General features: G+C 61.9%; 12 protein-coding genes. 7 read left to right on the top strand and 5 right to left on the bottom strand.

The features are described 5' to 3' along the window. The 3 genes from GCM43_RS00405 to GCM43_RS00395 are packed head-to-tail and all read right to left on the bottom strand — an operon-like array spanning position 1 to position 1,495. Positions 1–321, bottom strand: coding sequence for a DUF2288 domain-containing protein (locus GCM43_RS00405; RefSeq protein ID WP_152241547.1), 321 nt, complete (start codon positions 319–321; stop codon positions 1–3). Positions 322–356: 35 nt separating this feature from the next. Beyond that, positions 357–1,058, bottom strand: a complete 702-nt coding sequence (locus tag GCM43_RS00400) for an RES family NAD+ phosphorylase (protein ID WP_193315482.1) — start codon at positions 1,056–1,058, stop codon at positions 357–359. After that, positions 1,058–1,495 (bottom strand): MbcA/ParS/Xre antitoxin family protein, encoded by a 438-nt coding sequence (locus GCM43_RS00395; protein ID WP_152241546.1) that lies wholly within the window; start codon positions 1,493–1,495, stop codon positions 1,058–1,060. The genes GCM43_RS00400 and GCM43_RS00395 overlap by 1 nt, the downstream gene beginning before the upstream one ends. 248 nt (positions 1,496–1,743) lie before the next feature. Here GCM43_RS00395 and GCM43_RS26445 point away from each other — a divergent pair, with 248 nt between their 5' ends. Together GCM43_RS26445 and GCM43_RS00385 are read left to right on the top strand one after the other, a co-directional pair. After that, a complete protein-coding gene (locus GCM43_RS26445) occupies positions 1,744–3,444 on the top strand; it encodes a methyl-accepting chemotaxis protein (protein ID WP_152241545.1) in 1,701 nt (566 codons plus the stop codon). Positions 3,445–3,458: 14 nt separating this feature from the next. Beyond that, the gene (locus tag GCM43_RS00385; RefSeq protein WP_152241544.1) at positions 3,459–3,908 is read left to right on the top strand and encodes a hypothetical protein; all 450 of its coding nucleotides are present in this window, start codon (positions 3,459–3,461) and stop codon (positions 3,906–3,908) included. A 28-nt stretch (positions 3,909–3,936) separates the two neighbouring features. Here the strand turns inward: GCM43_RS00385 and recJ are convergent, their stop codons facing one another. Continuing rightward, complete coding sequence (gene recJ, locus GCM43_RS00380; RefSeq protein ID WP_152241543.1) at positions 3,937–5,637, bottom strand: single-stranded-DNA-specific exonuclease RecJ; 1,701 nt, start codon at positions 5,635–5,637, stop codon at positions 3,937–3,939. Next, positions 5,634–6,656 carry a hypothetical protein gene (locus GCM43_RS00375; protein WP_193315481.1) on the bottom strand — a complete coding sequence of 341 codons (1,023 nt, stop codon included), beginning with the start codon at positions 6,654–6,656 and terminating at the stop codon, positions 5,634–5,636. The genes recJ and GCM43_RS00375 overlap by 4 nt, the downstream gene beginning before the upstream one ends. A 138-nt stretch (positions 6,657–6,794) precedes the next feature. On the opposite strand from GCM43_RS00375, the gene GCM43_RS00370 reads away from it, so the two are divergent. From GCM43_RS00370 to GCM43_RS00350, 5 genes are read left to right on the top strand one after another with little or no spacing between them, the layout of a single operon-like run. Continuing rightward, entirely contained in the window at positions 6,795–8,072 is a 1,278-nt protein-coding gene (locus tag GCM43_RS00370) for a lipoprotein-releasing ABC transporter permease subunit (protein ID WP_152241541.1), read from the top strand. 29 nt (positions 8,073–8,101) lie between these two features. Further along, complete coding sequence (locus GCM43_RS00365; RefSeq protein WP_152241540.1) at positions 8,102–9,367, top strand: lipoprotein-releasing ABC transporter permease subunit; 1,266 nt, start codon at positions 8,102–8,104, stop codon at positions 9,365–9,367. Between the two features lie 16 nt (positions 9,368–9,383). After that, the gene (lolD, locus tag GCM43_RS00360) at positions 9,384–10,097 is read left to right on the top strand and encodes a lipoprotein-releasing ABC transporter ATP-binding protein LolD (protein WP_152241539.1); all 714 of its coding nucleotides are present in this window, start codon (positions 9,384–9,386) and stop codon (positions 10,095–10,097) included. 10 nt (positions 10,098–10,107) lie between these two features. After that, positions 10,108–10,917 carry a TatD family hydrolase gene (locus tag GCM43_RS00355; RefSeq protein WP_152241538.1) on the top strand — a complete coding sequence of 270 codons (810 nt, stop codon included), beginning with the start codon at positions 10,108–10,110 and terminating at the stop codon, positions 10,915–10,917. After that, positions 10,914–12,140, top strand: a complete 1,227-nt coding sequence (locus GCM43_RS00350; RefSeq protein WP_152241537.1) for a PQQ-dependent sugar dehydrogenase — start codon at positions 10,914–10,916, stop codon at positions 12,138–12,140. Before GCM43_RS00355 ends, GCM43_RS00350 begins: the two co-directional genes overlap by 4 nt. The last annotated feature ends 176 nt before the right edge of the window (positions 12,141–12,316 follow it).

Below are 12,316 nucleotides of genomic sequence, written 5' to 3'. Positions count from 1 at the left end.
TTAGTGGCGCGTCGGCTTTTCTTCCTGCACCAGGATAAACGGGCTGACCACCACCGCCCACAGCGAGGCGTCAGCGGCCTGCCAGCTCGAAGCCTGCTGGTCCGACACCTTGGCGACCTTGCAGTCGGCCATCCATTGCACGATGGTCGGCTTGTCGTCATGCGAGATGCGTACGGCCACTTCCACCAGGTCGAGTTCATTGGCCACCCACACCACATTGCCTTGGGCGAAATGCTTTTCCAGCTCGCTCCAGGGCAGGCGCGCCGTTTCGCTGTTGACTTTGAGGCGCAGGTCGGTGTCGTTTTCGGGTTTGGTTTGCATGGATTTCTTTATCGTTCTGGAATAAGCGGGCTCGATTATAGTGCTTCCACGCGCGGCGTGGGGCTGCCATCCCATGTCAGCCGCCAGGCTGTTCCCTTGCGCACGTTACCGACCAGGGCAGGGCGGAAGCAGGCGAGATTGGTGCCGCCGGCGCGGCGCGTGCTGGGAAAGATCACACCCATCGAGCCGGCATCCAGCAAGGTGGCCGCCAGCTCCTGCGAAGCAATATAGCTGGCCGGATCGAGGCAGGCGGCAAAGCGGCCGTCGTGGCGGATATCGTGGAAAGTGGCGGAAAAGTCAGCCAGCAGGCTCTGGTAGCTGACGCTGTCGTGGAAATAATCGATCTCCTGGTATTCCACCGTCTTGTGAAAGATTATTTCCGCCAGCGCCGTTTCCATCTCGAACGCACAGTACCAGGCGCCGCGTTCGCCGTCGTTGAAACGCGCCCCTTCCGGGCGTGCATAGGTATAGGCGGCATTGATGATGCGAAAGTTGGGCACGCCAAAAACCAGCTCGTCCACGCCAATTCCTGGCGCACCGCCGTACTCGGCCACCAGGCGTGCATTGGTGGCATTGTCGAGTTCAAACAGCTCGCGCAGATGGGTGTCGTCGTCGGCCAGCGGCGCCAGCACCGAGTCTTCCAGGTCGGCAAAGCGTGAAGGGATCAGACGGCAGGTGTCGATCTGGCGCAGCGCTGACAGCGGCGGCAGATCAGCGTGGGGCAGGAGCGGCGTCATCAGAGGCCGCCGCGCCGCGCATCGAGCAGCTTGCGCACTGTCTGCATGGCCAGCAGGCCGCCGGCCAGCATTTGCGACAGTGGCGTGCGCCCGCCAAACACCGGGTTTTTGTTTGGCAGGCTGACCCACTGGTCGGCCAGTTGGTCGCCATACAGGATATGCAGCGCCTTGTAGATGCCCAGCAAATACGAGATGCGCGTGATGCGGTCGACTTCCAGCACGCGGTCCGGGTTTTTCTTCCACTCGTACCAGGCGCTGCTCGACAGGCCGCCCAGCAGCTCGCGCGCTTCCTCGTCGCGCAGCTTCCAGGCTGCAGCCAGCCTGAAAAAGCCTTTCAGCGCCGCTTGCGACAGGCGCTCGCGTTCCTCTCTGGCGTTGAGGTCGATCAGCACCGCCGGTTCGAAGCGGCTTTTTGGATAGGCGTAAGCTAGATTCATGATGACTCCTTTAATGGATAAATATTACTCCATATCTGGATTTCATGTGCAGCTTAGCTGCGCTGCCTGTACTGGATAGGCACTACTTTTGTGACGATAAAGCACTAAAAGTAGTAAAAATGCACCAAATATGTGCAATGTTGCACCAAGTCAGGGGGTTAATCCGTAATTTTTGTTGCTTGTGGGATATGATATTGATTCATATCAATTTTATTGCGCAATATCGTCGTTCATCACACAGGATCGTCATGCAATTTTTTAAAAATCTCAATATTGGCAAAAGGCTCGCCATTTCTCTGACGCTGATCGGCGCCTTGCTGTTAAGCGTGGCCATTATCAGTATCATCATGCTGGGCAGATTGAATCTTGGGACCACCAATATCGTCGAAAACAATCTGGTGCAATTGCAGTTATCGAACCAGATGATCAGCAATGCCAACGATATCGCCATTTCCTTGCGCAATATGGCCATGAGCGACGACCCCAGCGATCGCAAGGCGCAGGATCAGATCGTGCATGAGCGCCGTGCGGACATGCTGAAAAATATTGCGGCGCTGGAACAGTTTTCCCTGAGTGGCGCCGACAAGGACTTGCTGGCGAAAATCGCCGCGGCCAATACCGAGTATGCGCAGGGTCAGGAAGAAATGCTCAAGCATATCGCGCAAAGCTCGCGCGAAGACACGGCGCTGTACCTGACCAACAAGCTGCGTCCCGTCTTTCGCGTGCTGAAAGACCGTCTGCTGGAAAAAATCGCGTCCCAAAACGTCAGCGCCAAGGAGGCGGGCGCTGCAGCCAATGCGACCTACGCCAACGCGCGCTTGATCATGATCGTGCTGGCGCTGGCGGCCATTGCCCTGGCCGCACTGCTTGGTTACGTGATCACCACCTCGATTACGCGTCCGCTGGCCAGGGCGCTGCATCTGGCCAATACCGTGGCAGAAGGCGACTTGAGCAGCGTGATCACGGTTGACACGCGCGACGAGACCGGCCTGCTCTTGCAAGCGCTGAAAACCATGAACGAGCGCCTGGCCGCCACCGTCAGCCAGGTGCGCAGCGGTACCGACAATATCGCCATGTCAGCCAGTGAAGTGGCTGCCGGCAGCATGGACCTGTCGTCGCGCACCGAACAGCAGGCCAGCTCGCTTGAAGAAACGGCCTCGTCGATGGAAGAACTGACGTCGACCGTCAAGCAAAATACCGACAATGCGCGCCAGGCCTACAAGCTGGCCGAATCGGCCTCCAGCATCGCCCAGCGTGGCGGCCAGATGATTACCCAGGTGGTTACCACCATGGACCAGATCAATCAGTCGTCTGGCAAAATCGCCAGCATTATTGGCGTGATTGACGGCATTGCCTTCCAGACCAATATCCTGGCGTTGAACGCTGCCGTGGAAGCAGCGCGCGCAGGCGAGCAGGGACGTGGCTTTGCCGTGGTAGCCACCGAAGTGCGCAACCTGGCCCAGCGCTCGGCCGCCGCAGCCAAGGAAATCAAGTCACTGATCGATGACTCCACGTCGACCGTGGAAAATGGCAGCAAGCTGGTCAGCGATGCCGGCACCACCATGGGCGAACTGGTCGACAGCGTGCGCCGCGTAACCGATATCGTCTCGGAAATTACTTCGGCCAGCGTCGAGCAGAGTGCCGGTATCGAGCAGATCAACCAGGCCGTGATTGAAATGGACAATGTGACGCAGCAAAATGCCGCATTGGTCGAGCAGTCGGCAGCTGCGGCGGCCGCCATGCAGAACCAGGCCGAGGCGCTGGCAACAGCGGTCAGCGTGTTCAAGCTCGGCGCGTCGGGGCAAGTGGTGCCAGCCACTGTGGTCAGTGCGCGCAAGCCGGCAGCGCCTGCTGCAGGCAAGCCACGCGCCGCGCAAATAGCGGCGCCTCGCTCAGCCAGTGCACGCGCCGCGTCGCCCAAGCTGGATGACGAATGGGAAACGTTCTGAGGCAGACGGGGGCTATGATGGTAACTGAGGCAATCGAAGGCGCCCGCTGGTTCAGTGCCGTGGGAACCTACACGGCCCAACCGGGCCAGCTGGCTGTGTCCGATCTGCAGAATTTCAAAGGCAACATCAACTGGCTACCCACCTCACGCGACCAGCCAGATCCGATCCACGGCGACGCCCTGCAAGCGCTGCTCAAGCAGGGCGAACCGGCGATCCAGGCTGAAGTGCTGAAAAACTACAGGTTGACACTGCAGTCACTGCGCACGGTACCGGACGGCACCCTGCGTTTCGTTGCGACCGATTTTACTGAAGCAGCCAAGGGGGCGGCCTTGTATTGTGTTCGCATGGCAACCCTGGAAATGCGCGCCGGATGCGCCGGTTTCTGGGTTGGCGCGCTGGAAATTTACCGCCAGGGCAACTGGCCGTGCGCCTTGCTGGCTGATGGCACGCTGTTGGTTTATTAATCAGTCAGAGTTGGCCTGATATGCTCTATCACGCCGGCTCCGCATGCTCCACCATCAACTGCACCTTGGTGGTGCCGTTGTATTCATTGGCGTCGAGCCTGAAGGCGACGCGCGTGCGTTCGCCCAGGGCGTCGGTGTGGCCGAACCAGATGGCGTCAAAGCGCACGCCGTTTTTTTCCAGCAGCAGTTTCAGGTGCCGCTCTTTCAAAATGCGCTGGCTGACGACGCGAAATTCGTCGCAAAATACCGGTGGCGCAAAGCCCTGGCCCCACACCTGACCGTCCATCAAGGCAATAAAGTCGGTGGTGTAATAGGCGTCTTCGAGCGGGCCGTCGGTTTCCACCACGCGCTCGAGCTGCTGCTCGGTCAGCCAGGCCTGGCCGACCGCTTCAAACGCTTTGGAAAACGCATCGAACGCATCGGCGCGGATGATCAGGCCTGCTGCCATCGCATGGCCGCCGAATTTGTCGATCAGGCTCGGCGCGCGCTTGGACACCAGGTCGAGCGCGTCGCGCAGATGAAAGCCGGGGATCGAGCGGCCCGAGCCCTTGAGCCAGCCATCGGCGCCCGGTGCAAAGGTAATCGTCGGGCGATAGAATTTTTCCTTCAGGCGCGAGGCCACAATGCCGATCACGCCCTGGTGCCAGGATTCATCAAACACGCTGATGGTGCTGCTGGCGGCGGGCTGGAATTCGTCCAGGTGTAGCATGGCCGTATCCTGCATGTCCGCTTCGATTTCACGGCGTTTCAGGTTGATCTCGTTCAGTTGCTGCGCCAGCGCCCAGGCGCGGCCTTCGTCATCGGTAATCAGGCATTCGATGCCGAGCGACATGTCCTGCAGACGGCCGGCGGCATTCAGGCGCGGTCCCAGCGCAAAGCCCAGGTCGAACGGGGTGGCGCTGCGTGCTTCGCGGCCAGCCACGCGGAACAGCGCAGCCACGCCCGCATGCATATTGCCCTTGCGCATGCGCTTGAGGCCCTGCGCCACCAGGATGCGGTTATTGCTGTCCAGGCGCACCACATCGGCCACCGTGCCCAGCGCCACCAGGTCGAGCAGATTGTCGAGCTTGGGCTGCGGCATGGTCTCGAACGCGCCGCGCTTGCGCAGTTCTGCGCGCAGGGCCAGCAGCACGTAGAACATCACGCCCACGCCAGCCAGATGCTTCGATGGAAAGCCGCAGGCAGGCTGGTTCGGGTTGACGATCACGGCGGCGGCGGGCAGGGTGTCGGCCGGCAAATGGTGGTCGGTAACCACCACTTCGATGCCGCGCCGGTTCGCTTCGGCCACGCCGTCGATGCTGGCAATGCCGTTGTCGACGGTAATGATAATGTCGGGCGACTTTTCGCGCGCCGTCAGTTCGACGATTTCCGGTGTCAGTCCATAGCCGTATTCAAAACGGTTGGGTACGATAAAGTCGACATTGGCACCCATCGCGCGCAAGCCGCGCAGGGCCACGGCGCAGGCAGTGGCGCCGTCGCAGTCGTAGTCAGCCACGATCACCATGCGCTTGCCGGCAGCAATTGCGTCGGCCAGGAACACGCCGGCCGCATCGATATGCAGCAGGTTCGACGGTGGGATCAGCGAGGCCAGTTCGCTTGACAGTTCGGCCGTGTTGCGCAGGCCGCGCGCGGCGTACAGGCGCGCCAGCACCGGGTGCACGCCGTCCTGGCGCAGCAATTCCGATTCGCGGTAAGGGCAGGGGCGGGTGGCAATGCGGGTACGGGTCATGGTTGCTTCAGTGCGTTCAGATTATTGGTGCGCCAGAATTTGCGCTGGGCATTCCTGCTGGTGGTGCTGTCATGCCAGCCTTCGCGGTGCGTGAGGACCAGGCGCAACTGGCCCAGGCTGCCGTCCTTGAGTGCCGCCAGGAGCGGTGCAAACCAGTGCTGCTCAAGCTGCTGCATCTGCTGCAGCCACAGACCCCATTCCTGCGCCAGCGCCGGCGCGATCAGGCCGCCATGCACCAGCAGCGCATCACTCTGGCCGGCCAGTACAGTTGTTAGAGTGGCGTTGCGCTGCGCAGGTTCCGCCAGCGCCGCCAGCCAGCCAGGGGCTTCTTGCGTATGCAGCGATTGTGCCTGGCCCGGCAGCTCAGACCCCAGTGCGCCGCCCCATAGCCAGAAGGAATTGACCGGTTTCAGGCCGCGCTCTTCGCGCGCTGCATTGGCCGGATGGCCATGCCACAGCATCTGGATTTCGTTTTGCAGCCGGCGCAGCGGGCGCGCATGTTCGCCTTCGGGCATGGCGACCGACAAGTCCTGGGTGGCTGCTGCGTCCGGCGACGGGCCTTGCAAATCGCTCCAGGCGTCGGCGCGCATGAACCAGGTCAGCGCATCGCCGTAATACAGCGGCTGGCCCATTTCATCGAAAAACGGCCGCGCCGTCTCGAACAGCGCGCGGCTGTCTGCCTCGCTCAGCTGCAGCTGGCGTGCGTCGCCCATGCCGATATGCGTGCGCGCCAGTTCGATATTGACCGGGTGGATCAGAAAGTAGCGTGCGCCCGGTTCCGGCGACAGGCCAAAGCCGCGCATGGCCTGCGCCGCCGGTCCGGCACCTTGGCTCAGCGCGGAGGCCAGCCATGCCTCGTGCGGCAGCAGAGGGGAAGCGTTGTCGGCCCGGTGAAACTGTTCGCTGGCAGTGCGCGACAGCAGCGCGGCCAGCGCCGGCGCCTGCAGCGCCTTGATGATGTCCGGCGCCAGTTCGGCGGCGGGCAAGGCGTAGGGCAATACAAAGGTCAGTTGATTCATCCCGGAATTGTAGGCCATTGTGCGCTTGGGCGTGCTAAAAGTCGCGTTTGCGTCGTGTGTTTCACGCATGAAATTGCCAATATGTGGCACACTGCGCGCTCGCCTATCATCGTTGTTGCGGGAGCGCATAAGTATCAAATGAGCATCATCAAAAAATTTCCTTACGAGTGGCAGGTTGGCGTGCGCTACACGCGTGCGGGCAAGCGCAGCGGCCGTAACAGTTTTATCTCGTTCATTTCCATGATTTCGATTGCCGGCATCGGCCTGGGCGTGGCCGCGCTGATCGTGGTGCTGTCCGTCATGAACGGCTTCCAAAAAGAGGTGACGGACCGTTTGATGTCGGTGCTGGCTCATGTGGAAGTGTTCGATACCACCGGTTCCATGCCCAATTGGCAGGCGCAGGAACGCGCCGCCTATGCCAATCCGCAAGTCAAGGCGGTGGCGCCGTTCGTGGAAACCCAGGGCATGCTGCTCAACGATGAAACCATGCGCCCGTCGGTGGTGCGCGGCGTGGTACCGCAACAGGAAGCCACGGTATCGAGCGTGGCTGGCCAGATGAAAGAAGGCAAATTCGACTCCTTGGCGCCAGGCTCCTACAACGTGGTGCTGGGCATCGACCTGGCCAAGGCGCTGGGCGTGCAAGTGGGCCAGAATGTCACGCTGATGCTCGAGCGCGAACCCAAAGTGGGCGACTCGCCCGGCGCCATGATCATGCCGCGCATGCGCCCCTTGAAGGTGTCCGGTATTTTTGAAGCGGGCCACAATGAACTCGATGGCAGCCTGGCGTTTGTCAATATGCAGGACGCCGAACAGCTGCTGCAGCTCGATGGCCCGTCGGGCCTGCGCCTGCGATTGCACGATATGAACCAGGCGCCACAGGTGGCGCGCGAGCTGAAGGCGTCGATGCCGGGCGAACTGTGGATGCGCGACTGGTCGCGCGCCAGCGCCAGCTGGTATGCGCTGGTGCAAAGCCAGAAGAACATGATGTTCATTATTCTCAGCATGATTATCGCGGTGGCAGCGTTTAACCTGGTGTCGACGCTGGTGATGTCGGTCACCGACAAGCAGGCCGATATTGCGATTTTGCGCACGCTGGGTGCCTCGCCGTTCTCGATCATGAAGATCTTCATGATCCAGGGCGCGCTGGTGGGGCTGTTGGGTAGTGCGCTGGGCGTGATCGGCGGCGTGGTGCTGGCGCTCAATGTAGGCGTGATCGTGCCGTTTATCGAAGGCATCTTTGGCCTGCACTTCATTTCAAAAGAAATCTACCAGATCAGCGCCGTGCCGTCCGACGTACACTGGCTGGACGTGGCGCAGATCGGCCTGATCGCCTTTGGCCTGGCGCTGGCGGCTACCATCTATCCGAGCTGGCGCGCGGCGCGGGTCAAGCCGGCCGAGGCGCTGCGTTACGAATAAACTGGGGTTCGACCCGGCATTAACCATTTATGAGCATGTTTAAAAATCTCCCCTTTGAATGGCTGGTCGGCCTGCGCTACACGCGCGCCGGCAAGCGCAGTGGCCGCAACAGTTTTATCTCGTTTATTTCGCTCATTTCCATGGCCGGCATCGGCCTGGGCGTGGCGGCGCTGATCGTGGTGCTGTCGGTGATGAACGGCTTCCAGAAGGAAGTGACCGACCGCATGCTGTCGGTGCTGGCGCATGTGGAAGTGTTCGACAACAGCGGCAGCATGCTTGACTGGCGCGCCGAAAAGGCCGAGGCGTTCAAGAATCCGGCCGTGAAGGGCGCGGCGCCGTTTGTGGAAACCCAGGGCATGCTGCTGCGCGACGACGCGCTGCGCCCGGCCATTGTGCGCGGCGTGCTGCCGGAAGAAGAGCCGAATGTGTCGGACGTGGCCGGCCAGACGCGTATCGGCAGCTTCAAGGCGCTGCAGCCTGGCAGCTTCAATATCGTGCTGGGCATCGAACTGGCGCGCGCGCTGCGCGTGAACCTTGGCGAAAAAGTCACGTTGATGCTGGCGCAGGGGCAGGTCACGCCAGCGGGCGTATTGCCGCGCATGCGCAGCTTTACCGTCAGCGGCATTTTCCAGGCTGGCCACAACGAATTCGATGCGGGCCTGGCCTTTATCAATATCAAGGATGGCGAACGGCTGCTGCGCCTCGAAGGTCCGTCGGGCCTGCGCCTGCGCCTGGCCGACATGAACCGCGCGCCGCAGATTGCGCTTGAGCTGAAAAAATCGATGCCGGGCGATCTGCGTCTGCGCGACTGGTCGCAGCTGAACGCCAACTGGTTTTCGGCCGTGCAGACCGAAAAGCGCATGATGTTCATTATCCTCACGCTCATCATCGCGGTGGCCGCCTTCAACCTGGTCTCCACGCTGGTGATGACGGTGACTGACAAGCAGGCCGATATTGCCATCTTGCGCACCCTGGGCGCATCCCCCGGCTCGATCATGAAAATCTTCGTGATCCAGGGCGCGCTGGTGGGCATACTCGGCACCATCCTGGGCGTGGCCGGCGGCGTGCTGGTGGCCACCAATATCGACGTGATCGTGCCGTTTATCGAGCACTTGCTGGGCGTGCAGTTCCTGTCGAAAGATATCTATTTCATCAGCACCGTGCCGTCCGACATGCGCTGGCCCGACGTCGCCAAAATCGGCGTGCTGGCCGTGATCCTGGCCTTCCTCGCTACCCTGTATCCAAGCTGGTGGGCCGCGCGCGTCAAGCCGGCCGAAGCACTGCGTTACGAATAATGACATGACTCTTACCATGACCGATCTCAATAAAACCGCGCCTCAGGGCGAACCCGTGCTGTCCTGTCGTGGCCTGGGCAAGACGTTCACGCAGGGCAGCTACAAGGTGCAGGTACTGGCCGGCATCGACATTGCCGTGCACCGCGGCGAGCGCGTCGCCATTGTCGGCGCTTCCGGCTCCGGCAAATCGACCCTGCTGCATCTGCTGGGCGGGCTCGATACGCCGACCACCGGCAGCGTCAATCTGCTCGGCAAGGATTTTGCCAGTCTCAGTGAAAAGGCGCGTGGCGACCTGCGCAATGCGCAGCTGGGCTTTGTCTACCAGTTCCATCACCTGCTGCCCGAGTTCTCCGCGCTCGCCAACGTCGCCATGCCGCTGCTGATCCGCCGCATGCAGCGCGCACCGGCCACCGAACTGGCGCAGACTATCCTGGCACGCGTGAATCTGGCCAAGCGCGTCAGCCATACGCCGGGCGAACTGTCGGGCGGCGAGCGCCAGCGCGTAGCCCTGGCGCGCGCACTGGTTACCCAGCCGGCCTGCGTGCTGGCGGACGAGCCGACCGGCAACCTCGATCACGCCACCGCCGAACAGATTTTCGACCTGATGCTGGAACTGTCGCGCACCCTGGGTACGGCTTTTGTGATCGTCACCCACGATATCGAACTGGCCAAGCGCTGCGACCGCGTGCTGCGCCTGACCGACGAAGGGCTGCAGCCTTACCAGTATTAAGGAGCCTGCCATGCAATGGATCGATACGCATTGCCACCTGGACGCGCACGAATTCGGCGACGAGTCGCTGCAGATTGCGGCGCACGCCGGTGCGCAGCAGGTGCAGATGATCGTGATACCGGCGGTCGAGCGCGCCAATTTCTCCATCGTGCGCGATCTCGCTGCCAGCGCGCCCAACGCCTGCTATGCGCTGGGCATTCATCCGATCTACGTACCCAACGCTACCGAGGACGACCTGCTGGCGCTGCGCGCCGCCGTGCAGGCAGCCATGGTCGACCCGCGTTTTGTCGCCATTGGCGAGATCGGCCTCGACTTCTTTATTCCGATGCTGACCGAACCGGCCATGCGCGCCAAGCAGGAGCACTTCCTGCGCGAACAGCTGAAAATCGCACGCGATTTTGACCTGCCGGTGCTGGCCCATGTGCGCCGCTCGCAGGATATCGTGCTCAAGCATGCACGCCAGATCCGCCCGAACGGCGGTATCGCGCATGCCTTCAATGGCAGCTTCCAGCAGGCGCAGGGCTATATCGACATCGGCTTCAAGCTCGGCTTCGGCGGCGCCATGACCTTTACGCGCGCGCTGCAGATACGCCGCATGGCTGCCGAACTGCCGTTGGAGGCCATCGTGCTGGAAACCGACGCGCCCGATATTTCACCAAGCTGGGTCCATCCTGGCCGCAACAGCCCTGAGCAATTGCCGCGCATCGGCGCCGTGCTGGCCGAATTGCGCGGTATCGACCTTGCCGCAGTCGCGCTGCAGACCAGCGCCAACGCGCGCGCCGTGATGCCGCGCCTGCCCATCCTGAAAGAACAGCCATGAAAAAATCTTTGTTGGCCGCCGCACTGGCTGCCGCCACACTTGCCACCACGCCTGTCATGGCTGCCGAGCTGTGCGACGGCCTGCCACGCCTCGATGTGACCACGCCGGCCGGCTTTTGCGTGGGCGTGCTGGCCTCCGGATTGAAGTTCCCGCGTGGCGTGCTGCCTTTGACGACCGGCGACCTGCTGGTTACCGACATGGCCGGCTGGACGCCGAACCAGGGCAAGCTGTGGCTGCTCAAGCGCCAGGCCAATGGCAGCTACCAGAAGCAGATGCTGATGGACAAACTCGATCGCCCGAACGGCATCGTGCAAGGGCCTGATGGCCAGATCTATGTGGGCGTGGTCAAGCGCATCTTCCGCTTCGATCTGCGCGATCCTGCCACCATGACCGACGTGATCGGCGGCAGCGCCAAAACCCCCGGCTTGCCAGGCCTGGGCCTGCACCTGTTGACCAATATGCGTTTCAGCCCCAAGGGCGACCTGTACGTGAATGTCGGCTCGAACACCGACCATTGCGAAGGCGCAGACAACAAGGCGCCTGATCCATCGAAACCATGCGTGGCAGGCGAGGGCAAGGAGCCGCTGGCCGCTATCCGCGAATACAAGATGACCTGGCCGGCCGGCACCGTCGCCAGCTGGAGCACGTATGCACACGGCCTGCGCAATTCAATGGCGCTGGCGTTCCATCCCGCGACCGGCGCGCTGTGGCAGGCAGAAAACGCGCGCGACGCTATCCAGGCGGCCATGCCTCAGCTCAAAAGCGACGAAGATCTGCCGCACGAAGAGCTCAACCTGATCAAGGCCGGCCAGCATTACGGCTGGCCCTACTGCTACGACAACAACCTGGCCAGTCCCGAATACCCGAAAACCGATTGCGCCGCCAAATATGTGGCGCCGCAGCGCCTGCTGCCCGGCCACGCCGCGCCGCTGGGCATGACCTTTTATACGGCCAGCCGCTTTCCGGCCACGTATAAAAACAGCCTGATTATCGGCTACCACGGCTACCGGTCCAACGGCCACCGGCTGGTGGCGCTACTGCCCGACGCCGCCGGCGCGCCGCTGGGCAAGTCGGTGGAACTGATCAAGGGCTGGGAGCGCAAGGGCAAGCAGGGCCGCGGCGCCCCGGTTGACGTCAGGCAGGGGCAGGACGGCGATATCTATATGGCCGATGACCATAACGGGCTGGTACTCAAGCTTCATTACGACGCGCCCGCTGGATAATACTTATTCAAGCATTTTGGTGATACGGTCCCTTAAGCGCAAGATGCAAACTTGCGTGGCCGCGATCCTACAGGCCGGGCCGCCTTGCCGTCCATGTTTGACATGGCGCCCGGCGCGGTCGCGGCGGTTGCCAGACAATCTTCAGACTTACCGGAGAGCCGCCATGCGCCATTTGC

The organism is Janthinobacterium aquaticum, from assembly GCF_009208565.1.
Taxonomy (GTDB): domain Bacteria; phylum Pseudomonadota; class Gammaproteobacteria; order Burkholderiales; family Burkholderiaceae_D; genus Janthinobacterium.
This window is presented reverse-complemented; position numbering and strand designations above follow the sequence as displayed.